The organism is Arthrobacter sp. ISL-48, from assembly GCF_018613805.1.
Classification (GTDB): Bacteria; Actinomycetota; Actinomycetes; order Actinomycetales; family Micrococcaceae; genus Arthrobacter.
Genome location: NZ_JAGGPL010000007.1, coordinates 1 through 24373, shown reverse-complemented (window position 1 = coordinate 24373; position 24373 = coordinate 1). Strand labels below are relative to the sequence as shown.

18 protein-coding genes and 2 pseudogenes are annotated in these 24373 nt (G+C 64.1%); 8 read left to right on the top strand and 12 right to left on the bottom strand.

Annotation, left to right across the window (positions count from 1 at the left end):
* Positions 1-185 precede the first annotated feature (185 nt).
* The 6 genes and pseudogenes from J7E83_RS09820 to J7E83_RS09795 all read right to left on the bottom strand — a co-directional run bounded on the left by J7E83_RS09820 (position 186) and on the right by J7E83_RS09795 (position 7597).
* Positions 186-1853 (bottom strand): annotated as a pseudogene (locus tag J7E83_RS09820) (Na+/H+ antiporter).
* Positions 1850-2875 carry an aldo/keto reductase gene (locus J7E83_RS09815; RefSeq protein ID WP_214961541.1) on the bottom strand — a complete coding sequence of 342 codons (1026 nt, stop codon included), beginning with the start codon at positions 2873-2875 and terminating at the stop codon, positions 1850-1852. The pseudogene J7E83_RS09820 and the gene J7E83_RS09815 overlap by 4 nt, the downstream one beginning before the upstream one ends.
* A 35-nt stretch (positions 2876-2910) precedes the next feature.
* On the bottom strand, positions 2911-3792 hold the full coding sequence (locus tag J7E83_RS09810) for an aldo/keto reductase (protein WP_214961534.1): 882 nt from the start codon (positions 3790-3792) through the stop codon (positions 2911-2913).
* An 18-nt stretch (positions 3793-3810) separates the two neighbouring features.
* A complete protein-coding gene (locus J7E83_RS09805) occupies positions 3811-4842 on the bottom strand; it encodes a zinc-dependent alcohol dehydrogenase family protein (protein WP_214961531.1) in 1032 nt (343 codons plus the stop codon).
* 193 nt (positions 4843-5035) lie between these two features.
* Positions 5036-6031, bottom strand: coding sequence for an aldo/keto reductase (locus tag J7E83_RS09800; RefSeq protein WP_214961529.1), 996 nt, complete (start codon positions 6029-6031; stop codon positions 5036-5038).
* 114 nt (positions 6032-6145) lie between these two features.
* Positions 6146-7597, bottom strand: coding sequence for an MFS transporter (locus J7E83_RS09795; protein ID WP_214961527.1), 1452 nt, complete (start codon positions 7595-7597; stop codon positions 6146-6148).
* A gap of 102 nt (positions 7598-7699) precedes the next feature.
* On the opposite strand from J7E83_RS09795, the gene J7E83_RS09790 reads away from it, so the two are divergent.
* The 6 genes and pseudogenes from J7E83_RS09790 (at position 7700) to J7E83_RS09760 (ending at position 16124) form a co-directional block, all read left to right on the top strand.
* On the top strand, positions 7700-8581 hold the full coding sequence (locus J7E83_RS09790) for a helix-turn-helix transcriptional regulator (protein WP_214961525.1): 882 nt from the start codon (positions 7700-7702) through the stop codon (positions 8579-8581).
* Positions 8578-9359 (top strand): annotated as a pseudogene (locus tag J7E83_RS09780) (SDR family oxidoreductase). Before J7E83_RS09790 ends, J7E83_RS09780 begins: the two are co-directional and overlap by 4 nt.
* Positions 9360-10226: 867 nt before the next feature.
* Positions 10227-10811, top strand: coding sequence for a TetR/AcrR family transcriptional regulator (locus tag J7E83_RS09775; RefSeq protein WP_214961521.1), 585 nt, complete (start codon positions 10227-10229; stop codon positions 10809-10811).
* A gap of 306 nt (positions 10812-11117) precedes the next feature.
* Positions 11118-12830 (top strand): choline dehydrogenase, encoded by a 1713-nt coding sequence (betA, locus tag J7E83_RS09770; RefSeq protein WP_214961519.1) that lies wholly within the window; start codon positions 11118-11120, stop codon positions 12828-12830.
* A gap of 3 nt (positions 12831-12833) precedes the next feature.
* Positions 12834-14366, top strand: a complete 1533-nt coding sequence (locus J7E83_RS09765; RefSeq protein ID WP_214961512.1) for an aldehyde dehydrogenase family protein — start codon at positions 12834-12836, stop codon at positions 14364-14366.
* A gap of 153 nt (positions 14367-14519) precedes the next feature.
* The gene (locus tag J7E83_RS09760; protein ID WP_214961596.1) at positions 14520-16124 is read left to right on the top strand and encodes an APC family permease; all 1605 of its coding nucleotides are present in this window, start codon (positions 14520-14522) and stop codon (positions 16122-16124) included.
* 364 nt (positions 16125-16488) lie between these two features.
* Here J7E83_RS09760 and J7E83_RS09755 read toward each other — a convergent pair whose 3' ends face one another.
* The 4 genes from J7E83_RS09755 to J7E83_RS09740 all read right to left on the bottom strand — a co-directional run bounded on the left by J7E83_RS09755 (position 16489) and on the right by J7E83_RS09740 (position 19096).
* Entirely contained in the window at positions 16489-17379 is an 891-nt protein-coding gene (locus tag J7E83_RS09755) for an alpha/beta fold hydrolase (protein WP_214961510.1), read from the bottom strand.
* Positions 17345-17746, bottom strand: a complete 402-nt coding sequence (locus J7E83_RS09750) for a metalloregulator ArsR/SmtB family transcription factor (RefSeq protein WP_311379630.1) — start codon at positions 17744-17746, stop codon at positions 17345-17347. Before J7E83_RS09750 ends, J7E83_RS09755 begins: the two co-directional genes overlap by 35 nt.
* A 553-nt stretch (positions 17747-18299) precedes the next feature.
* Positions 18300-18518 (bottom strand): SDR family oxidoreductase, encoded by a 219-nt coding sequence (locus tag J7E83_RS09745; RefSeq protein WP_214961503.1) that lies wholly within the window; start codon positions 18516-18518, stop codon positions 18300-18302.
* A gap of 56 nt (positions 18519-18574) precedes the next feature.
* Positions 18575-19096, bottom strand: a complete 522-nt coding sequence (locus J7E83_RS09740) for a helix-turn-helix domain-containing protein (protein ID WP_311379629.1) — start codon at positions 19094-19096, stop codon at positions 18575-18577.
* A 258-nt stretch (positions 19097-19354) separates the two neighbouring features.
* On the opposite strand from J7E83_RS09740, the gene J7E83_RS09735 reads away from it, so the two are divergent.
* Positions 19355-21607 (top strand): MMPL family transporter, encoded by a 2253-nt coding sequence (locus J7E83_RS09735; RefSeq protein ID WP_214961500.1) that lies wholly within the window; start codon positions 19355-19357, stop codon positions 21605-21607.
* A gap of 113 nt (positions 21608-21720) precedes the next feature.
* Here the strand turns inward: J7E83_RS09735 and J7E83_RS09730 are convergent, their stop codons facing one another.
* Positions 21721-22140 carry a hypothetical protein gene (locus J7E83_RS09730; RefSeq protein ID WP_214961498.1) on the bottom strand — a complete coding sequence of 140 codons (420 nt, stop codon included), beginning with the start codon at positions 22138-22140 and terminating at the stop codon, positions 21721-21723.
* A gap of 184 nt (positions 22141-22324) precedes the next feature.
* Positions 22325-22816, bottom strand: a complete 492-nt coding sequence (locus J7E83_RS09725; RefSeq protein WP_251043703.1) for a hypothetical protein — start codon at positions 22814-22816, stop codon at positions 22325-22327.
* Positions 22817-23196: 380 nt separating this feature from the next.
* Here J7E83_RS09725 and J7E83_RS09720 point away from each other — a divergent pair.
* Positions 23197-24344 (top strand): IS3 family transposase gene (locus tag J7E83_RS09720; protein WP_214961497.1). Its coding sequence is split into 2 segments (ribosomal slippage): positions 23197-23470 and positions 23470-24344, totalling 1149 coding nucleotides; the frame shifts between segments, so codons are not numbered across the junction.
* Positions 24345-24373: the final 29 nt, after the last annotated feature.

The following is a 24373-nucleotide window of genomic DNA, read 5'->3' as shown; positions in this document are numbered from 1 at the left end:
TCCGGCACGCGCACGGGATAACCCTGCCTCCAACGCAACAGGAAACCCGATAGACGGGCGCAGGAACGTCCCGTGCGCACCAAAGGCAGGGCGGCTTTCACAGCCGCCCTGCCTTTGGCTTTGCATCAATTCCGGACCAACAGCTACCCGTGTCCAGTATGCAAGAACAAGAACCTTCGGCATGATCAGTCCACTATTTCGACACCGGTGAGGCGTTGTTCTTCAATGTCCAGCCTGGTTTGAAGCCGCCGGGCAACGGTGTCATCGACTGTGCCGGCGAGTCGAAGCCCTAGGAGTGCTTCCCGTTTCCTGTCGAGTACGGCTTGGCGCAGCACTGTCTCCTCCCGGTGTGCTTGAGTGGGTGGTTCCGGGTCGGAACCAGCATGAAGCGCCTGCACGAGAGAGAGATGGGAGCGGTACTCGCCCGCAACGCGGCCGCATACGTCTGCACTGATCCGCAGTTCGTCGGCCAGCTCGTCGACCGCAGAGACAGCGGCGGAAGCGATAGTCAGTTCGGCAAGCCGCAGTTCCTCCTCCTCGGACTCCTCGGGAAGCTGTGCCCATCGGACCACGGTGGGCAGCAGAGGTCCTTGAACAAGCATGGTCAGCACGATCACCCCGGCGCTGATGAAGATGATGTCATCTCGCCCGGGAAGCGGTGAGCCATCATCGAGAGCCGATGGCACGGAGAGGGCTATGGCTAAGGAGACTGCTCCGCGGAAGCCTGCAATGGAGCTGACGATACGGGCCCGATAGGTCATCCTGCGCCCGCGTTGGGACGGGCGCCGGTCCAGGACCCGGATGACGGCGACGCTCACGGTTTGGAACACGAACCGGATGATGATGAGCGCCAGCCACACGGCAACTGTCGTCAGCAGAAGCCGGCCCGCATCGCGGGCATCGATTTCGTGCATGGCGGCTTGGACCTGGAGGCCGATGAGGACGAACAGGGCACCATTGAGGAGGTAGGATCCCAGGGGCCATGCGGACTCGGTTTGGCGGCGCGATGCCGCCGTGCTGATCCGGCCGGAGGTGAAGGAAATGATCAGCCCTGCGGCAACAACGGCCAGGACTCCGGAAGCGTGAACGGCTTCGGCGAGCAGGAAAGAGGCAAAAGGGGTGATCAGCAGGGCGATGTTAGTAATGAGCGGATCGCGTACCCGGACCAGGAGCAGGTAGGCCGCGGCTGCCACCAGGATGCCCGCGACCGCCCCTCCAACTTAGGAGAGGGCGAAAAGGCCAGCGATGTTGACTGGCGTGTAGCTGCCGCCGAGTGTCGCGCCAACGGCAATCGCGTAGAGCACCAGGGCTGTGCCGTCATTCGTCAGGCTTTCGGCCTTGAGCAGCATGAAGTTCCGGCGCGGCAGCATCCGGCCCAGAGCCGCAACTGCTGTCGCGTCCGGAGGAGCGAGGGCGGCACCGAGGATAAGAGCAGCATTCCACGGCAGGCCGAGGAGGTGTGCCACTCCGGCGACGGCAAGGGCGGAGGCCACAACGAGCAGCGTGCTGAGCAACACGATGCCACGCAGGTCCCGCCGGATGGACCGGAGCGAGGTGGTCAGGCTTTCCCAGAACAGCATCACCGGCAAGAAGATCAGCAGCACCGTCTCCGGTGGCAGCTCAATCTGCACTGTCCCATCCGCGCTTAGGGTGGCCCCGACCGTTTCCATCCGGTGGTACTGCATCTCGCCGGATTCAATAGCTTCAAGCCATTCCGACCTGGACTGCACATATCCGGTCATGTGAGTGAGCGTGAATCCGCTAGCAAGGATGGAATCCAGTTCTACCAGGTCCCCGTCTACCATCGCCCCGAACATGGCCTCATGAAGGGCTTCAATCGCCTCGTTGGTCATGGTCGGGTCCGTCGTCGTGCGTGTGCGGTGAGTTCGTGTGCGCCGTAGCTGTTGTCGTCCGGGTTTACGGTGACTCCCGGAGCGACCAGCTTGTCGATCCTGTCCAGCAAATCCGCGGTGAGTATGGTGTCCGCGGCCGGGAGGTAGGACTCCAGCTGTTCCATGGTGCGGGGTCCCACGATGGCCGAGGTGACGCCGGGGTGGTTGATTACGAACGCGATGGCCAGTTCGATCAGTGTCAACCCGGCCTCTTCGGCCAGAAGAGCCAGGTCCTCCACGACGTCGAGCTTGCGCTGATTGGCGGGGCTGGTCATGTCGAACCGAGCACTCGGGCGAGCGGATGAGGTCGGTGCGGATGCGGAGTCCTTGCGCCAGCGGCCGGAAAGCCAGCCGCCGCCAAGCGGGCTGTAGGTGAGGGTGCCCATACCGTGGCGCTGCACGGTGGGGAGGATGTCCTCTTCGATGCCGCGGACCAGGATGGAGTAGGGCGGCTGTTCTGTGACGAACCGCTCCAGGTTCCGCTCCCTCGACGCCCATTGGGCTTCCGCGATCTGGGATCCGGAGTAGGACGACGAGCCGATGTACCGGACCTTGCCCTGGCGGACCAGGTCGGTGAGCGCGCCGAGGGTTTCCTCCACGTCGGTGTCCGGGCTGGGCCGATGGACCTGGTATAGGTCGATGTAGTCGGTGTTCAGCCGCCGCAGTGAGTCCTCCACCTCCCGGATGATCCACCGGCGGGAGCCGCCGCGCTGGTTCGGGTCCTCACTCATGGGCATGAAGAACTTCGTGGCGAGGAACACGTCATCACGCCGGCCTTCCAGCGCCTGCCCTACGATCTCCTCAGATACCCCGCCGGAGTAGACGTCCGCGGTGTCAACGAAATTGATCCCTGCATCAAGGCCACGGTGGATGATGCCGATACTGTCAGCGCGGTCGTCATTGCCCCAAGGACCGAACATCATCGCACCGAGGCACAGTGGACTGACTTTGACTCCGGTTCGGCCAAGTGGACGGTATTCCATGCTGGTTCCTTATCTCTGGTCTGGTTCTGCCGTGCTTAGGCTTCGGGGATGGACCGGTCGAACCACTGGTCGCGGGAGACGTCGGGGTCCGGGCCGTTGCGCACGCCGGTGTCCAACGCATCGATGGCCGCAAGCTCGCCCGAGGACAGGTCGAAGTTGAAAACGTCGAAGTTCTCGGCGATGCGGGCCGGGTTGGTCGATTTCGGGATGGCTGAGCGGCCCTGCTGCAGGTGCCAGCGGAGCATGACCTGCGCCGGCGTCTTGCCGTGCCCTTCAGCGATCGCGGCGATGGCCGGGTCCTGCATGACGTTCTTCCGGTCCTCGCCCCAGCCGGGGTAAAAGGTGATGCCGCCGATCGGCGACCAGGCCTGGGTGATGATGCCGTGTTCGGCGTCGGCCGCCCGGACACCCGGTTGGCTGAAGTACGGGTGCAGCTCCACCTGGTTCACGGCCGGGACGATGTCGGTCTCGGCGAGCAGCTGCTTGAGGTGGTGCGGCATGAAGTTGCTGACACCGATGGCCCGCACCCCACCGTCGGCCAGCAGGGCCTCCAGCGCCTGGTACGCGGCGATGGTCTTCTCGAAGCGGCTCGGCACCGGCTGGTGCAGGATCAGCAGATCCAGGTAGTCCACCCCGAGCTTGCCGGTCGCCTTGTCCCAGGCATGCAGCGTCTGATCGTAGCCGTAGTCACTCACCCATACCTTGGTCTCGATAAACACCTCCGACCTGTCGAGCCCGGAGCTGCGGATGCCCTCGCCGACCTCCCGCTCGTTACCGTAGGCGGCGGCAGTGTCGATGTGCCGGTAGCCGGCAGCAAGGGCGGCCTCGACCGCGGCGGTTGTTTCTTCCGGTGGGCTTTGGAAGACGCCGAGCCCGAGGGCGGGCATGATGACGCCGTTGTTGAGTGTGATGTTCATAAGATTCAGGTGCTTTCGTTAGGGGCGGACGAGCACTTTTAGTGCTTCACGGTTGGCCATGGCCCGGTAGCCGGCCGGGACGTCGTCCAGGCCGATGGTGCGGTCGAAGACCTTGCCGGGTTCGATGGTGCCGTCGAGCACGAGCGGCAGCAGTTCCTCGATGTAGGCCCTCGCCGGTGCGACGCCGCCGGTGAGAGTGATGTTGCGCATAAATTCGCTGAACCCCAGCGGTACGTCGGAGAACTGGGGCGCCCCGACGCGGCTGATGATGCCGCCGTCGCGGACGACGCCAATCGCCATCTCGATCGCTGGTTTGAGGCCCACGGCTTCGAGCACGGCGTGCGTTCCGTCGCCGTTGGTGAGTTCCCTGACCCTGGCGATGCCTTCCTCGCCGCGCTCGGCGACAACGTCCGTGGCGCCGAATTCGCGGCCGAGGTCCGTTCGGGCCTCGTGCCGGCCCATGAGAATGATCCGAGAGGCGCCCATGAGCTTGGCGGAGAGAACCGCTGAGAGCCCTACTGCACCATCACCGATCACGGTAACCGTCTGGCCTGGCTGGATGCCGGCCTTCTTGGCAGCGTGGTATCCGGTGGACATGACATCGGAAAGACTCAGCAGTGACGGGATCAACTTCTCGTCGAAGCCGGCCGGGACGACGACGAGGGTGCCCGACGCCTGCGGGACCCGGGCGAATTCGCCCTGGCCGCCGTCGTCGTGACCGCCCCAGTGCGCGCCGTGGCGGCAGGAGGTCTGCAGTCCTTCCTTGCAGAAATCGCAGGTGCCGTCGGAGGCCACGAAGGGCGCGATGACAAAGTCACCCACGGACAGGCCGGACACCTCGGAACCGAGTTCTTCGACGATGCCCACGAACTCGTGGCCCATCCGCGCGCCGTCTGAGGTCTCCGGCTTGGAGGCGTAGGGCCACAGATCGCTGCCGCAGATGCAGCCGGCAACGATGCGCACCACGGCGTCAGTGGGCTCCTGGATAGCGGGGCTGGGAACGGTTTCGACGCGGACGTCTCCGGCGCCGTACATCAGTGTTGCTCGCATGGTGAGGGGTTCCTTCGTGGTTGATAGCCGGTTTTCAGTCAACACCGGTCACGGACCGCTTGGGAGTGCATGTCAGTACCCCCATGAAGTGCAGGTGTGTTGGTTCAGCCGGGCGGCTTTGGTGAGAGTCGGGGCTGGCCAATTGTCGGCGCCCCCGGGGATACCGATGATTGGCCAGCAGTTGACCCTGTGGTTAGTGGTCGCGGTCGATGGCGGCGTCCAGCCCTGCCGAGAGCGGTGCGCCGACGAGGTCGAGCGCGGCGAGGGCTTCGTCGATCCGCTGCAGGTCGTTCGCACTGAGTTCGAGGTCGGCTGCGCGCAGGTTGTCGTCGAGGTGGGTCAGGCGGGTGCCGCCTGGGATCGGAACGACCCACGGTTTCTGGGCCAGGAGCCAGGCCAGTGCCAGTTGCGCCGGGGAAGCGCCCTTTTCGGCTCCGAAATTCTTGAGGAAGTCGACGAGAGCGAAGTTCGCCTCAAGTGCCTCGGGCGTGAAGCGCGGGAAGTCCGCCCGGAGATCATTAGGGTTGTCGAACTTCATGTCCCGGGTGATGCCACCGGTGAGAAATCCCTGTCCGAGCGGGCCCCAGGCGACCAGCCCGATCCCGAGTTCTTCGCAGACCCCGAACTTCTTGGTTTCCGGTTCCCGCATCCACAGTGAGTAATGGTCCTGGATGACGGCGACCGGTTGGACGGCATGGGCACGGCGGATGCTTGTCTCGCTCGCTTCCGACAGTCCGAAGTGGCGTACCTTGCCCTCGGCGATGAGTTCCTTGACGGTGCCTGCCACGTCCTCCATCGGGACGTCCGGATCGACCCGGTGCTGGTACAGCACGTCGATGTGATCCGTGCGCAGCCGGCGCAGCGACGCCTCAATCACGTCCCGAATGTGCCCGGAGCGGCTGTTGAGTCCGACCGTTTCCCCGTCGGCGTTGATGTCGAAACCGAACTTGGTGGCCACTTGCACCTCGTCCCGGATGGGCTGCAGCGCTTCGCCGACCAACTCTTCGTTGACGTAGGGGCCGGAGCCCTCGGCGGTGTCGAACAAGGTGACGCCGCGTTCGGCGGCGGACCGGATGACGGCAAGGGCTTCGGTCCGGTCGGTAGCTGGGCCAAGGCCGAAGCTCAGCCCCATGCAACCGAGGCCGATGGCCGATGTCTCAAGGCCGTCGCCGAGCTTACGTGTTTTCATCGTATTTTTCCTTTGTGGTGTTGAACGCGCGTGGATTTGGGGGAGGAAGGAGGCAGAGAAGGGAGATAGGTGTTGTTGTCGGTGGCGCCCCAAGGGAATCGGATCTCAGACAGTTCAGCGGGCGGGCTCAGCCTCCGGTGCGGGCACGGTCGACCGTGTTTTCCCGGCTCGCCGGACCGCGAGATCTGCGGGCAGGATGAGGGCCGCTGTGGTGACCAGGGCCAGGAAAAGGAGGACGCTGCCCGTGGTGAGTGCGGCCCCGACCTGTGCGGCCAGGTGCTCCGCAGCAGGGCCTCCGGTGGGGACGGTGGCTGCGGCCGCGACCGCGATACCGAGTCCGAGACAGGTGCCAACCTGGTGGAAGGTGTTCACCAGGCCCGAAGCCGCGCCGGCGTCGGCCGCAGGGGCACCAATGATGCCGAATGAGGTCAGCGGCGCGAAGGCAAACCCCTGGCCGGCGCCAATGAGGACCATCGGCAGGGCGACTCCCGTCCAATAGCTGGAGTCGACACCGGCGCGGCTGAGCCAGAACATCCCGGCGAGGGTGATCAGGATACCGGCCAGCAGGGCAACCGAGCCCGGCATCCGTCTGAGGAGCGGCGGAATGCTCATCGCGACGGCGAAGTTCACGGCGGTCATGGGCAGGAATCCGATCCCGGCCTGCAGCGGGTCGAAGCCAAGGACTTCCTGCATGAACTGGGTGGTAAAGAAGAAGAACCCGATCATCGCACCGAGGTAGAGGAAACGTGCCACATAGGCGCCAGTGCGCCGGCGGCTCGCGAACAGCCGCAACGGCATGATCGGCTGGGCCGCCTTGCGTTCGATCAGCACGAACAAGACCAGGAGTACGACGCCGGCGCCCACGGCCGTAACTGTGACCGGCGAGGTCCAGCCCACTTCAGCCGTATTGATGATCCCAAATACCAGTGCACCGACGCCGAGGGTCGCAGCCAGCGCCCCGGCCACGTCGAAGCGGCCGCTGGCCCGTCCGGTTTCCGGGAGTAACCGCGGGGCTAGGGCGATCATCACCGCGCCGATGGGCACGTTGACGAAGAACCCGGCCCGCCAGGAGATCCAGTGGGCCAGTGCGCCGCCGATGACCAGGCCGAGGCTGGCACCGATCCCGGCGGTCGCGCCATACAGGGCGACAGCGCCGGTGCGTTCGCGGCCTTCCGGGAAACTCGCTGTGAGCAGGGACAGTGACGCGGGTGCGACGATGGCCGCCCCGATACCCTGTACTGCCCGGCCGGCGATCGCCCACCACCCTGCCGGTGCCAGGCCGATCAGCAGTGACGCGATGGAGAACACCACCAGGCCGAAGACGAAGACGCGCCGGCGGCCCAGCAGGTCCCCTGCACGTGCGCCGAGGAGTAGGAGTCCGCCGAAGACCAGGGTGTAGGCATCCTGGACCCAGGAGAGCTCACTGGTGCTCAGCTGCAGGTCTGCCTTCAGGCTGGGCAGCGCCGTGAAGATGACCGAGTTGTCCAGCAGGATCATGAAGTAGCTGGCGAGGATGATCGCCAGGATCGCCGCCGGGCGGGCAGCAGCGTTGGGAGCAGGTTTCATGCTTTCCATGCAATCGTGATCTCTCAAGGGCCGGGAGTCACTGTCGTTCCGGGTAACGCCAGTGCCTCCCTCGCCCCGGGGCGGCGGCGTAGCGTGGATGCCATGACACACACCAACGACGTGCGGAAGTTCCTGTCTTCTCGCCGCGCCGGGATCACACCCGAGGAGGCCGGCCTGCCTGCCTACGGCGGAAACCGGCGAGTAGCAGGGCTGCGCCGCGAGGAAGTCGCGATGCTCGCCGGGATGAGCATCGATTACTACATCCGCCTTGAGCGTGGAAACCTCTCCGGCGCCTCCGACAGTGTTCTCGAAGCCCTCGCCCGCGCCTTGAAACTTGACGACGCCGAAACGGCCCACCTCTTCGACCTGGCCCGCGCCGCGACCGCCTCCCCCCGGGTGCGTCGCAAGCGCAGCCCGCACACCGTTCGGCCCAACGTGCAACGCGTCATTGATGCCATCACGACGGCGCCGGCCTGGGTCCGCAACGACCGAGGGGACGTCCTCGCCGCCAACGCGCTGGGCCGGGCACTATATCTGGACATGATGGCAGAGGTGGCCGCTCCGCCGAACAGTGCACGGTTCACCTTCCTGAACCCGAAAGCAAGGGAGTTCTTCATCGATTGGGAGCGGGCCGCTGACGACGTCGTGGCTGTCCTGAGGTCGACAGCCGGGAAGAACCCCTATGACAAGGACCTCACGGACCTGGTCGGTGAACTCTCGACCCGGAGCGAGGAGTTCCGCACCCGGTGGGCCCGGCACGATGTGAAGTACCACCGCACCGGCCGCAAGCGCCTCCACCACCCGATCGTCGGCGACCTGGACCTGAGCTACGAGGCAATGGAACTTCCCGCCGACCCTGGACTGCGCATCAACGTCTACACGGCCGACCCCAACACACCCTCAGAGGACGCACTGAAAGTCCTCGCCAGCTGGGCCGCCACCCAGCGCGAAACAACAGAAGCATCAGTGAAGGAAAATATATGAACCCCCGTCCCTCCACCGTGCTGATCATCGGTGCCACCGGCAGCATCGGCCGCCACGCCGTGGCCGAAGCCCTGCACCAGGGTTACGCCGTCCGGGCGCTGGTCCGTGATCCGGCCCGGGCTGCCCGCGTCCTCCCTGAAGGGGTGGACCTTGTCGTGGGTGACTTGACCCGTCCAAAACCCTTGGTCCCGCCGTCGACGGCGTCGAGGCGATCGTCTTCACACACGGCTCAACCACCAGTGAACGTGCCGTGCGGGATAACGACTACGCCGGCGTCGCCAACGTCCTTAAGCTGCTGGGCAGTCGCCGCGTACATATCGCACTCATGACCGCGATCGGCACCACGCGCCCGGGAGTCGCCTACGCTACCTGGAAGCTGCGCAGCGAACGGCTCGTCAGAGCCAGCGGCAACCCCTACACGATCGTGCGGCCCGGCTGGTTCGACTACAACGAACCCAACCAGCGCACCGTCGTCATGCTCCAAGGCGACAAACGACAGGCCGGCTCACCCGCCGACGGCGTCATCGCCCGCGACCAGATCGCGCGCGTCCTCATCGACAGCCTCCACATCGACGCCGCCAACCACAAAACACTCGAACTCATCGCTGACCACGGACCCGAACAAGTCGACCTCGCCCCCTCCTTCGCTGCACTTACGCCAGACTCAGATGAGTCCCTTGACGCGGCCGGAGACAGCGTGGACCTGCCGGTCACCAATGAGCCCGAAACGTTCCGGCATGACCTCGCCACGATCACAGCAGGAAACCACAGAGTTTGATGGTTAAGGTCCGAGCTTCGACCGAAATCAAAGGAACCCAGATAGCACCCCGCGCACGACTTGCCGCGGGTGCCGGCACGACTGTGGCTTTTGGGCTGGCCCTAGCTGGCTGCAGCGGGAGCAACGTCCCGGTGAACAACGCTGACCAGATCGCACCGTCAGCGGAGGTCACCGATTCGTCCGCAATACCGGCGGCCGTACAGTATCGGGACGGGTCCTACACCGCACGTGGAGTGTACGGGAGCCTCCCCTCTCATCAAGACGTCACCCTCACACTGGACCGCGGCGCCGTCACCACGATCGAGATCAAAGCCCGGCCCAGGATCAGACCTCGCTGGGATACCAGCAACGGTTCGCCGCCGCATTGCCCAACGCAGTCATCGGCCGGAACATCGACGAGCTCAACATCGACCGACTAGCCGGATCCAGCGGCTGCACAGAAGGATTCATGAAAGCGCTCAGAGAGATCAAAAGAGACGCTGAAATATGACAGGCCAACCGGCGTCGCGGCAGCGTATGCAGCGGCCGACGGCCGCCGAATTCACCCCGTGACCCTGGCCTCCTATCCTGCTTCATCGGAATATCAGTGCCCACAGCCACCTTGTTCTAGACGGGCTGCCACCATCGGGTGCCAGTGAGATGACCCCGTTTGCCTACTGCCTTCATCCCGTTCACCATGTGCGCCACGGTCTGCGAGACCCATGTGCGTTCATACCGCACAGACTTAGAACGCGGGTTCTCAACACGCTATTCCTGCCCGGTTTCCCCCACCCAAATCAACGGGCCTTGTCGGGCGATAGGGCCCGCTATATTTCTCTGCCTGGTTAGCGGGATGCACTCATCCGGGTTTCGCAATAGTCTGGCCGGGTGAATACAAGCACGGTGAACTCCGGCGAACAGGTTGACAGGCAGTCGCGTATTCTCGAAGCGGCGCTGGACCTGCTGTCGCGCCATGGCATCTCAGGTGTCAATATGCGCGCCGTGGCGCGCGAGGCCGGCGTCGCATTAGGGCTCGTGAACTACTACTACGAAGACAAGACAAGCTTGATCCGTGCGGCCTTGCACCGAATTGACGAGCACGACCTTATGCTGGTCGCCCGTGACCCGGCGTCGCCCCCGGACGAACAGCTCCGCACGGCTCTCCGGCGCGTCTCGGACCCGGAACTGCTGACCACGCAGCACCTGTCCCTGCGCCTCCATCTCTGGGCGCTCGCGCAAGCCCATGAAGACTTTGCGCTGATCAATGCGGCAGCGTTTGAACGGTATCTCGATGGGCTCGCGGCGCTGATAGGAAATGCCAAGCCTGAGCTTTCCGGCGACGAGTGCAGAGAGCGGGCGGCTGACATTGTCGTCGTGCAAAACGGGATGTGGCTGACGGCGCTCCTTGGCGTCGACGAGGCTTCCATCCGCAGGAGCATAGCCCGCACGGAGCAAATCGCCTTCGCCGCCTAGCGGCTACTCCCCCAGCTGAACAAGCGGCCGGCCGGCAGACTACGTCCAAATTTTCTTGAACATCGGTTCAGTTTTATCCTTGAACACTTGTTCAAGGTGCACTACTGTGCTTGTGTATGACCTACACCAGACAAACGGGGTCGCGCGGGAATAACGGCGTTTCAGCGGCGACATCCGGATTGCGGCTCAGAGAAACTCCGCTCGCCGCAGCTCCCTGACCATTTCGTCAACGCCCACCGCCAGCTCCCGGATGAAGGACAACCTTCTCCCGGCGGATGATCTGCACCAGCTAGAAGGAGATTTTGCATGACACAGACCACCTACGACTACGTCATCGTCGGCGGCGGAAGCGCGGGTTCCGTGCTCGCCAACCGCCTGAGCGACGGAGGCCACAGCAGCGTCCTGGTTCTTGAAGCCGGACGGAGCGACTACCCATGGGACCTTTTCATCCAGATGCCTGCCGCGCTGACCTTCCCCAGCGGCAACCCGCTCTATGACTGGCGCTACGAGTCCGATCCCGAGCCTCACATGGGCGGCCGGCGGGTGGCACACGCCCGCGGCAAGGTCCTGGGCGGTTCCAGCTCCATCAACGGCATGATCTTCCAGCGCGGAAACCCGCTCGACTACGAGCGCTGGGGCGCCGACGCCGGGATGGAAACGTGGGACTTCGCGCACTGCCTCCCGTACTTCAACCGGATGGAAAACGCGCTGGCCGCCGATCCCAACGATGAACTGCGCGGACACTCCGGCCCGCTGGTGTTGGAACGCGGCCCCGCCACCAACCCGCTGTTCCAGGCCTTCTTCGCCGCCGCCCAGGAGGCAGGCTACCCCCTGACCGACGACGTCAACGGCTACCGCCAGGAGGGCTTCGCGGCGTTCGACCGCAACGTCCACAAGGGCCAGCGGCTCTCCGCGTCCCGCGCCTACCTACGGCCCGAATTCGGCCGGAAGAACCTGACCGTCCTGACCCGTGCGCTCGTCACTAAGGTCAACTTCAAGGGCAACGTGGCCACCGGCGTCACCTACCGCCGCAACGGCAAGACCCACCAGGTGACCGCGGGTGAAGTGATCCTGGCCGGCGGCGCCATCAACACCCCGCAGCTGCTGCAGCTCTCCGGCGTCGGCGATGCCGCCCACCTGAACTCGCTGGGCATCAACTCCATGGTCAACCTGCCCGGCGTCGGCGAAAACCTCCAGGACCACCTCGAGGTCTACATTCAGCACGCCTGCACCCAGCCGGTCTCCATGCAGCCCAACCTGGATCTGTGGCGCTATCCGCTGATCGGGCTGCAGTGGATGCTGGGGCGTAAGGGGCCGGCCGCCACCAACCACTTCGAAGGCGGCGGCTTCGTCCGCTCCAACGACGACGTGGCCTACCCCAACCTGATGTTCCACTTCCTGCCGGTGGCCGTCCGCTACGACGGCCAGAAGGCGGCCGCCAAACACGGCTACCAGGTGCACATCGGCCCCATGTACTCCGACGCCCGCGGCAGCCTGAAGATCAAGTCCACCGATCCCACGGTGCACCCGTCGATGCTGTTCAACTACCTTTCCACCGACCAGGACCGCCGCGAGTGGATCGAGGCGATCCACGTTGCCCGCGACATCCTCGGCCAGTCCGCCATGGGTCCCTTCAGCGGCGGCGAGCTTTCTCCCGGACGGAGCGTGCAGACCGACGAGGAGATCCTTGACTGGGTTGCCCGCGACGCCGAGACGGCGCTGCACCCGTCCTGTACCGCGAAGATGGGACCGGACTCCGATCCCATGGCCGTGGTGAACCCGCTGGACATGTCGGTACACGGCACCCGCGGCCTGCGCGTGGTGGATGCGTCGGCCATGCCGTACGTGACCAACGGCAACATCTACGCCCCGGTGATGATGCTCGCCGAAAAGGCTGCCGACCTGATCGCCGGCAAAGCCCCGCTCGCGCCCCAGCACGCCGAGTTCTACCGGCACGGCGTGAGCCCGCTGGAACGCGGCGGAGCCGCGGCCGCCGAAACCGTTGCGACGAAGGGCTAGGACATGAGCGCGACAATTGATACTGAACTGAAGCTCGCCCGGGGCCTGTACGTCGACGGCGCCTGGCAACAGGCGTCCGACGGCGGGACCACCACCGTGCGCTGCCCAGCGGACGGGCGCCAGGTGGCGGTAGTCGCCTCGTCGACGGTGGAGGACGCGGAGCGGGCGATCGCCAGCGCACGGGCCGCGTTCGACGGCGGCCCCTGGCGCCGGCTCACGGACTTCGAGCGCGGCGCAGTTCTGCTCCGCGTGGCCGCGCTGCTTGAACGGGACAAGGCCGCCTACGCAAGGGCCGAGGCCCTCGACACGGGCAAGCGGCTCGTCGAGGCCGAATACGACATCGATGACATCGCCGCGTGCTTTCGGTACTACGGGAAGATCGCGGGCCTCGAAGCCGGCCGGGTGATCGACACGGGACGGCAGAACGCCATCAGTCGCGTCGTATACGAACCTCTCGGGGTCTGTGCCCTCATCGCGCCGTGGAACTACCCGCTCCTCCAGGCAGCGTGGAAGGTCGCGCCGGCGCTCGTCGCCGGGAACTCGTTCATACTCAAGCCCAGCGAGCTTACGCCGTCAACCTCGATTCTGCTCATGGAGACGCTCGCAGAAGCCGGTGTCCCGGCCGGCGTCGCGAATCTCGTCACCGGAGCCGGGTCAAGGGTGGGCGGCCCGCTCAGCTCCGACCCGCGCGTCGACCTCGTCTCCCTGACCGGAAGCCTGGCCACGGGGCAGACGATCATGGCGGCCGCAGCGGAGACCGTGAAGCGCGTCGCGTTCGAGCTCGGCGGGAAGAACCCGAACGTCGTCTTCGCGGACGCGGACTGGGACGCCGCCGTCGACAACGCCTTGACTGCGGTATTCCTGCACTCCGGTCAGGTCTGCTCGGCAGGGGCACGGCTCGTCGTCGAGGAGACGATCGCAGAGCGTTTTGTGGCCGAGGTGGTCGAGCGGGCGAAGAAGATCCGCCTGGGCGGACCGTTCGATCCCGACGCCGAGACGGGGCCGCTTATCTCCGCCAAGCACCGTGAGCAGGTCCACGCCTACGTCCAGGCCGGGATAGCGGAGGGCGCAGAACTGTTATGCGGTGGCTTCATCCCCGAGGAGGAGCCGCTTGCGGACGGCTTCTTCTACCCGCCCACCGTGCTCGGCAACTGCCGCTCGGGCATGAGCGTACTGCGGGAGGAGTCCTTCGGCCCAGTGCTGACCGTCGAGACGTTCCGCAGCGAAGCCGAGGCCATCGCGATCGCGAACGACACCGAGTACGGCCTGGCCGGCGCGGTCTGGACCTCGGACGCGTCGAAGGCGCAGCGCGTCGCGGGCACCCTCCGGCACGGAACGGTGTGGATCAATGACTACCACCCGTACGTCCCCCAAGCGGAGTGGGGCGGTTTCGGAAAGTCAGGGATCGGCCGTGAGCTTGGCCGCACGGGGCTAGACGAGTACCGCGAGGCCAAGCACATCTGGCAAAACATTCAGCCCACACCCAGCGGCTGGTTTGGCTCATCGCCCGAACCGGGAGCGGCCGTCACCAGCTAGGCAGTACCAGAAGGGGAAACGGCTGGGCGCGGTCTCATCCGCGCCCGCCGTTGATTCACCCGCGTCCAATGGCGGGCGCGGGACATCACCATCGTGCTTTTCGACTTAGGAGCTCAGATGCCAGTACCCAGCAACAGTACGGATTCAAGCGGAATGGATGAGTTTGGCTACGCCCAGACCCTGGACCGCAGCATTGGCAAGTTCGCCAGCTTCGCCGCGGGCGTCAGCTATATCTCCATCCTCACCGGCGTTTTTCAGTTGTTCTACTTTGGTTTCTCCATGGCGGGCCCCGCCTACGCCTGGTCCTGGCCCATCGTCTTTGTGGGCCAGCTCATGGTGGCGCTGTGCTTTGCCGAGTTGGCAGGCCGCTACCCCGTGGCCGGTTCGGTCTACAACTGGGCCAAACGGCTGGCTTCCGGCACGTCAGCATGGCTCGCGGGCTGGCTGCTGCTGCTGTCCTCCATCATGGCCCTCGGGTCAGTGGCTCTGGCCCTGCAGCTCACCCTGCCGCAGCTCTGGTCCGGCTTCCAGCTGATTGGCGACGGCACAGGCCCGCTGGACTTTGCTGTCAACGGCGTGGTCCTCGCCACCATCATGATCACGATTTCCACGCTCATCAACGCCTTCGGCGTGAAACTCATGACGCGGATCAACAGCATCGGCGTCTTCGTGGAGCTGGCAGCGGCCGTGCTGCTCATCCTCGCCCTGGGCTGGCACATGGTGCGCGGTCCCGAGGTCTTCTTTGACACAGCCGGGTTCGGCGAGGGCCACGACCTCGGCTTCTTTGGTGTGTTCCTGATCGGCGCAATGGCCTCTGGCTACGTAATGTACGGCTTCGATACGGCCAGCTCCCTGGGCGAGGAAACGAAGGACCCCAAGCGCACCGCGCCGAAGGCGATCCTACGTGCCGTCACCGCGTCCTTCCTGCTGGGCGGGCTGATCCTGCTCTTCAGCATCCTGGCAGCCCCGGACCTCTCCGACCCCAAAGTGGGCGCTGCCGACGGCGGCCTGCAGTACGTTGTGCTCTCCGTCCTGGGTGGCCCGTTCGGCAAGGCCTTCCTGGTGTGCATCGTCGTGGCCGTAGTGGTGTGCACCCTGGCGGTCCACGCCGCCGCCATCCGGATGATGTTCGCCATGGCCCGGGACAACAACCTGCCGCTCAGCCGCCAGCTGAGCAAGGTCGACCCGGTCCGCAAGACGCCCACCATCGCGGCCATCGTGATCGGCGTCATGGCCATCATTCCGCTGCTCGTCAACGTCATGCAACCGGCGATCTTCACCATCCTCTCCAGCATCAGCATTGTCCTGATCTACCTGTCCTACCTGCTGGTCACCGCTCCCATGCTGCGGAACAGGTTTCTCAAGAAATGGCCGTTGCGCGATGAAGGCAGCGACAAGGCAGGCTTCAGCATGGGCAAGTGGGGGTTGCCCGTCAATATCCTCGCCGTGCTGTGGGGCGGTGCCATGACGCTCAATCTAATCTGGCCACGGCCGGAGATCTATAACTCGGTGCCGCCCTTCGAGTGGTATCTGCAATGGGGCGGTGTCATGTTCGTCGCCACCGTCACCGCCGGAGGAGCCCTGCTGTACCGACTGAAGATCCGCCACCAGACGGGCGTCCTGGCGGAGCACGCCGCGGCCGTCGCAGCGCATCCGTCGCCGGACTCCGCCCAAACCGCAACTTTAGCTGCCACCGAACTGGCTTCGGATCCTGTCCACGCCAGACCCGAACGGTCCCCCGCGGACATTACCAGTTGAGATCCCTGACGCGTTGGCATTCAATGGCGCCATTTCAAAGAAAAGTCCGGCGTCATAGATTGGCACCCTGTGGATAATTAGCACGACCGTCAGGCAGTACCCGCAGACCGGACGAGCATCCCTCCACCACTGTCCCCGGCGGAGGGATGCTCGTCCGGGGCGTCTTCCACTACAAGCGGGCACCTTACGAATGCCTGCATGCAACGCACCCCGAGGCGGACCGCAGTCACGAGATCACCCGGCACGGCCATCCGTCCGCGGTGCTGAGTCAGGGCGATTTGCTTCAGGTTCCGTCGATACAGGTGTCCCACAGAAGCTATAGCAACACTAGGAAGTCGGCGACAACTTTCGTCGGTGATGGTGGTTAGCGAGAGGGGGAATCGAGGACAGTGCGCAGGGTGGCGCCGAACTCGACCGGCTTACCTGCGTAGGGGTTCTCGGGGCCGCCACCGACGAAGCCACCGTGGTGGCTGGGAAACACTACCGGCGGCGTGCCGAGGCGATCGGCGACGGCATGTGTGGTCCGCCCCGTGATGGTGTTGCCGGTTTCTTCGCCGACGCCCAACACCACCCGAGCGGGAGACGCTTTAACGGCGTCGAGGTCGTACGCGTATCGCGTGACCGACAGGCTGCGCTCGGACAGCAACGGGTCATCTCGGCTGCCGTCGTCCTGGGCGGGCAATCCGAACATCGCCGGGTCGGCCGGCGTCTGCGCGAAGTACTCACTCGTGAACTCGCCGGGCCACATGGTCAGGGCGATGAATTGCGCCATGCCAGGTCCGAACCCGCCGCTCTGGTAGGCCTGTCGGACGTTGCCGAAGGCCCGATCGGCTTCGTCGGCGTCATGGGAGAGTGCCCAGGTCGAAGGCGGCTCGTGCGCCACCAGCGTGTGCACGTCGTCCGGGTGGGTCGCGACCCATGTCAGGCCGGCGACAGCGCCGCCGCTGCTGCCAAAGACGTCGACCTTGCCCGCCCCAAGATGCTCGACCAATGAGTGGAGGTCGGCCGCCTGGTCCTCGGACCGCTGGTCGGTGCGACCATCGCGACGCACGACGCTTCGGCCAAGACCGCGCGGGTCATAGGTGACCACGGTCCGATCGGGAAACTGCGCGGCCAGGTCGGCGAATCCGTCTGCCGTCATCGGCTGGCCGATCAAGACGAGGATCGGCTTGCCGTCCGCGGATGGCACCGGCCCGTGGACGTCGTAGACGAGATCAACGTCAGCGAGCTCGAGAGTGTGCGTTGTGGTAGTCACATTCGTCTCCTTGTGGATAGTGATGGTCAGTTGTCTTCTTCGTCAACGAGGGCAACGAGTCTCTGTACCCGCCCCCGCCAGATCTGTTCGTACGAATCCAGCAGAGTCTGGGCGCGCTGGATCTGCTGGGGATGCCGCGAACGATGCGCTCGCGGCCCCGCGCCTCCTTGGTCACCAGCTCGGCCCCTTCCAAGATAGCGACATGCTTCTGTACTGCGGCCCACGACATGTCGTAGGCGGTGGCGAATTCGGACACCGAGGCCCCACCGGCGAGGGTGCGGCGCACGATGTCGCGTCGGGTGGCGTCGGCGAGGGCCCGGAACAGGCGGTCGACCGCAGCGTCAGAGAGCTCGAGATCTACAACCATTTGGTTGTATGTTAGGTGGCTCGGGCGGGGTCGTCAAGACGGAACCCAAATTTGTTCGCAGGCACCATCCTGCGCATGCACAGCGTCCCACCGCGCCGGATCAGAATGTCACTTCCGCCGGTGCGCCACCGGAAGGCGACCAGCGCCGCAAAGTCGGGGCGTCGCGCCACACGGGAAATTACTCAGCTAGTCACGTCGTATCCGGCCCTAGCCGCCATGAACTGGTGAGGACGAAAAACCAAGCGGAAAGAACAAACAAAGATGAGCTCCCGGAAGAAGCCCGCTCAGGCAGGACGAGCCCCGACGGGCTAAGCCCGCTCGCCCACACACACAACCGAATACGGGCCGGCCGGGAACCCACACACCCCGAAGAACCAGGCCAGAGGCCAAGTGTGCACAATGTGCACATCGCCGTTTTGACGATTTTGTGCACCAAAACAACCAAAATCCCGATTTGATGGGTATGCCGACTAGGCCACTGACACGGCCCAATCCGGGACACCCATCCCTGCAGTCCGGATGGGTCAGAAACGGGTGGATGATTGCGAGACGGTCAGTTCGTGTGCGCCGTTCCGGCGCGGTTGCCGCCATCGACAAGAATGTCGGTCCCGGTCAAGTAGCCAGGTGCTTCTCCGGCACAGAAAGCGAGAACAGCTGCTATGTCTCCAGGCTTACCAAACCGCTTGATCGCGGAGGTCTTCAGCAGGTCGGCGGCGCCGCTGTCCTTCTCGAGTTCACCCATGGGGGTGTCGAAGCTCCCCGGGGACGTCATCCCCACCCCGGTGGCTGTTCACCCACTCACCAGAGACTGTCAAGAGGTTTTGAATCCTAGATCTGGTTCGCGGCGCTGGCATGAAGGAGGGTTCGTCCAAGATCGATGAGTTCGCGACGCAACGTTGCATCGTCGATGTCCGCCAGGTTCGGGTCTACTCCGACGCCGGATAGCGCTGCGCCAAACATTGACGTAGCGACCCGACGGCGTGCGGCGGGCGCGGGCCCCAGAAGCGTTTGTCCGAGTTTCAAGATGAGAGCTGAAGCCTCTTCGTGCGACTCAAGAAAACGGCGCACCGCCGGGTCGTAGCTGAGTGCGGCCATCACTTCGCGGTGCGCGATCACGAGGTCGACAAGGCTGGCAACGAGGGTCTCCTGAGGAGCCGGTGAAGCTTCTGTTTCTGCGAGAATGTGGCGGATCTGTTCGAAGGCAGGTGCGATTACCGCCTGGATGATGTCGTCTTTTGTTTTGAACTGGTAATAAACCGATGCCTTTCCCACTCCCAGGCTGTCGGCGATCATTTGCAAAGAGGTTCCGCTGACTCCGCGTTCCGAGAACAGCTCGAGGGCGGCGGCCACAACACGGTCCCGCCCTTGTCCGCGCGGCGCTCCTGGTCGTCCCATGGTCTTCCTTCCCGTTGGCGGCCGATGTTCATCTCTTTGTGGCCGCTACGCCAACGCATTGTCGCCATCCACATCCAAACGTACCACCAACTTAGCCGATCGGCTTGTATTTACTTATCCGATCAGCTAACTTGATACTAAGCCGATCGGCTTGGCTGGTTGCATGCTGTTGAGCATCTGCCATGAATCAATCCCTATTCCGGAGGTCCTTCCTTGGCTGCGTTCCTATATCGACTCGGCAGGGCTATGTTCCGGCGCCGGGGCATTGTCGTTCTTCTGTGGGCTGTGGTCCTCGGTGGGCTTGGGCTGGGTGCGGCGACCCTCTCCGGCCCCGTGTCGAGCTCGTTCTCCATCCCCGGCACCGAGTCTCAGCAGGCCCTGGACCTGCTCTCCACCCGAACCGGAGCCAATGCCGACTCGGCGACCGCACGTGTCGTGTTTGTGGTTACCGAGGGCAATACCGTGACGAGCCCGGCGGCCCACGAGGCAATTGAAACAGCCGTGAAGAACCTGTCGGCACTTCCAAATGTCAGAGCTGTCGCGGATCCGTTCACTGCCCAGGGCGTTTCATCGGACCAGCGCACAGCCTTTGCCACAGTCACCTACAAGGTGAAAGCCTCCGATCTGGAATCAGCTGACCGCGATGGGCTGTTCAACGCCGGACGCAGCGCCCAGATAGCGGAAATGACTGTCGAGTTCGGCGGCGACGCCGTGAACGCGGCGTCCGAACAGAGCGCCACGGAGGGCATCGGGCTGATCGTCGCCGCGCTGGTTCTCCTCGTCACCTTCGCGGCCCTCGTGGCCGCCGGACTGCCTCTGCTGACAGCGATCATCAGCGTCGGTGCGGGGATGCTCGGGATCCAGATCGCCAGCGGTTTCTTCGAGCTCAGCTCGAACACCTCCTCCCTTGCCCTCATGCTCGGCCTGGCTGTCGGAATCGACTACGCGCTGTTCATCGTCTCCCGCTACCGGCATGAGCTCATCGCGGGCCACACTCCCGAAGAAGCGGCGGGCCGGGCGGCAGGTACAGCCGGGTCGGCTGTTGTGTTTGCCGGCCTGACTGTCATCATCGCCCTCGCTGCCCTGGTGGTCGTGGATATCCCGTTCCTTGCCCAGATGGGTTTGGCCGCTGCCGCCACCGTCCTCGGGGCAGTCGTGATCGCCCTGACACTCCTCCCCGCCCTACTGGCCTTCACCGGGGAACGGGTCCTCGGCCGGAACGGCCGAGCGGCCCGTGCAGCCGCAATGTCCGGAGCGCCCGCCCTCGTGACACCGATGCGACTGCCTTTCGGAGAGCGATGGGCCCGCGGTGTGCTCAAACACCGCGTCCTGGCAATGTTCGCAGTCATCATTACGCTCGGGGCCGTGGCAGTCCCGGCCCTGGACATGCGCCTCGGCCTACCCTCAGACGCCACCGCTTCGGCCACGACCACCCAGCACAAGGCTTACGACGCCCTGGCCGATGGGTTCGGCGCTGGCTTCAACGGGCCATTGGTGATCGTCGCCGACCTGGCCGATGCGAAAAACCGGCCTGTGGCCGCGCAAACCATCGGCGGGGATCTGTCCAAAGTTCTGAACGTGGCCTTCGTGACGCCGGCAGTGTTCAACCGTAGCGGCGACACTGCCGTGTTCACTGTGATCCCGAAGAGCGGACCGACGAGTGTGGAGACCGAGGATCTCGTCCATGCCATTCGTGCCGACTCTGCCGGATGGCACTCTTCTGCCGGAGCCCAGGTCTACGTCACAGGCACCACTGCTGTCGGCATCGATGTCTCGCAGAAGCTCGCCGACGCCCTTCTCCCCTACCTGGCCGTCGTCGTCGGGCTCGCATTCGTCCTTCTACTGCTGGTCTTCCGCAGCCTACTCATCCCCCTCAAGGCAGTCAGCGGATTCCTGCTCAGTGTCATCGCCGCGTTCGGCGCAGTCGTCGCCGTATTCCAGAACGGCTTCGCCGCCGACATTCTCGGCGTCGACACCACCGGACCCATCATCAGTTTCCTGCCAATCCTGCTCGTGGGCATCCTCTTCGGTCTCGCAATGGACTACGAGGTTTTCCTCGTCACCCGCATGCGCGAAGAACACGTCCACGGCGCCAGCCCGGATGAATCCATCGCCCTGGGCTTTCGACACGGGGCACGTGTGGTCACAGCGGCAGCCCTGATCATGGTCGGCGTCTTCGCCGGCTTCATCACCGCCAACGACCCTGTCATTAAATCCATCGGCTTCGCACTCGCCATCGGAGTCTTCGCCGACGCGTTCCCGGTCCGGATGACCCTGGTACCCGCACTCCTGTCCCTGCTCGGCAAGAGCGCCTACTGGATGCCCAAATGGCTTGATCGGATCGTGCCCGACCTCGACGTCGAAGGCAGCCGCCTCGCCAAGACCCTCCATACCGCGCCCGCAGCATCCGGACCTGACCAAGACATCGAGGAGCCGGAGAAAATGCCAGTCGAAGCGTCTCGCTGACACGAAACTTGAGCCCGATCAAGACTACCTCCGGACGAAAAAACTCGGCGAGAATCGAATTCCCGCCACATATTGAGAGACGTTGTGCGCTGCGTCCCAACCAGGAGAGTGGATTACCTCGTCCAGCGGAGTGGGATTGATGCGTTCACCAGGACGAACGCAAGGAGGAACCAGCCACTGCAGAGGAGACTTGGATCCGGCGTAAGGATGTCGTAGTCGATGCCGTTCCCACTGCCAATCTGTCGAACCCTTGTCAGGAATCCTGCGGCCATCAGGCCCAAGGCGATGGCAGCTATTGAGGCATATACCCAACCGTTGCCTGCCCACCGGCGGTCGACCCACGGTATGAGGCGAATAGGCACGCCGAGCACGACGACTCCGAGGATAGTGAACGCTGGCATAATGAGACCGCTCAGAACCAGGCCGACCAAACTCAGCAACCCGTCGTAGGCGACCGCCAGGGATATCTGGATCACGCACCAGCTTGGCGCCAGCATGGCGAAAGCCAGAGCCAGTTGGCCGAACGGCGTCATACCCGTGCTTCCGTAACGCTCACGAGGAAGGTTGCCTAGCTTTCGAGGTGGCTTCGGCGGTGGTGCGACGAGGTCCTGCCAGTTCGCATCCCGGTACTGCGTTTCGCGGCTGACCGGGTAGGGCGGGGGCCCTTGTGGGACACTAGCACTTTCCGCGTCGTTGGCCTTTTCGCGCATGTCGGCCCTATGCCGCTCTGTCATGGCCGCTCCGGCTGAATCGGAAGGGGAGCGACGCATTTACCGCGAGGAAAGTAAGGACGAAGCACCCGGCCGTGAGTAGGCCCGAATGGGGGGTGGTTACGTCAAAGGGAATTCCGTCGATTACGCCAACTTGGCGCTCCTGTACGTTGAAGCCGGAAATCAAGAGCCCTGCTCCGGCTGCCGCAATGAGAATGTACACTCGCCAGTTTCCCAGCCACCACCGGCTCAACCTGCGGTTCAGGCGAACAGGAAGGCCAAGCGCCACGCCTGCCCCCATCACGAATATGGGTCCGATCATCAGGAAGACGACGGTGCCCAAGAACTCATATCCAGGGCTCGCGGACATCATGCAGACGAACCACAGAACGGTAAGGATTGGATACGCGATGGCCAGTTGGCTGATCGGGGCGATATCAGGCATGTCTTGTGGTCGCACCCAAGCGCGCGGCACCTCCGCTTGCGCCTCCACGTTCATTTGCGTCCCTGCATGTGAGTCCGCTTGTTCCCCCATCCCGCCATTATGCCGGAGAAAGGCGACCCAGCGATTGCAAGTCACCACAGGCAGAAACGGGTACATTTTCCAAGCCAACGCGCTTTCGTACGATGACCTTGAATCTTCAAGGAGAGGTGCATGTCAACGACATAAAAGCTGGCGCTCGGCGTCGAAGGCATTTCGATAACTGACTACTATGAGGCTTCTCCCATTCGGATAGACGCCGCCAATAGTCAGCTGTCGCCAGTTGCTCTAGCGGATCTGCCTTGGCCCGACGAGACTGGTTTGGGACCCCATGTAGGAGTCCAGTGTTTGTGTGAGTTTCGTGTCCCAGAATGGACACAGGAGGAAATTCACGAATTATGGCACGCAGACACACCCCCGAGCAGGTCATCGCCAAGGTCCGGCAGGGCCAGAAGATGCTCAATGACGGGCGTCCGATGGTCGAGGTCATCAAGGAACTCCAGGTCACTGAGGCGACCTGGTACCGGTGGTTGAACCAGTACGGGTCCGAGAAGAACGCTGAGGCGTCCAAGCGGACCAAGGAGTTGGAGAAGGAGAACGCACGGCTCAAGCGGCTGCTGGCGGAGAAGGAACTGGCCATCGACATCCTGAACGAGGTGGCCAAGGGAAAATTCTGAGCCCCGAACCCCGCCGCCGTGCCGTGCGCATGGCGGTGGAGAAGTTCGGGGCTTCCGAACGCCTCGCGTGCAAAATTCTGGGCCAGAACCGGTCTGCGTTCAGGAAGAGGAAGCCGGACATGGGTTTCGAGGAGGTGCAGCTAAGGGCGGAGCTGCGGGCCGTGGCGGTGAAGCACCCCGCGTGGGGCTGGCGGAAGGCCCGGTGGCATCTGCTGGGACAGCCTGCGTGTGAGGGCATGGCGCTGAACAGGAAGCGGGTGCGCCGGCTCTGGCGCGACGAAGGCCTGACCTGTAAAACCCGGGCCAGGAAGAAGCGGCGCACCGGGCCCGGCGCCGGGGAGCAGAAGCGGCTCACGGCCCAGTATCCGATGCATGTGGTCAGCTTCGACTTCCAGTCCGATGTGACCTCCTGCGGGCGGCACATCCGGTTCTTCAACGTCATCGACGAATACACCCGCACTGCGCTGGCCGTCATTCCGCGCCGGTCGTTCAAGGCCGCCGACGTGGTCGCGGTGCTGGAGAACATCATCGCCGAAACCGGCACCGCCCCGACCTACGTCCGCTGCGACAACGGGCCCGAGTTCACCGCCGCCGCGCTGGTCGATTGGTGCAACACGGCGGGCGTGGACACCGCGTTCATCGACCCGGGCTCACCGTGGCAGAACGGCTTCATCGAATCGTTCAATGCCCAGTTCAGAAGGGAACAACTCTCCGGAGAAATCATGGACACCATGGCCGAAGCGAAGTATTTGGCCGACGAATGGAAAGCTATCCACAATCATGAACGGCCCCACGGATCCCTGAACGGCATGACGCCGAAACGCTACTGGGAAAACTGGACGCAAGAAAACCAATTAGCTATCGCATAGACGCTGGACTGCTAACGGGGGCCCAATCA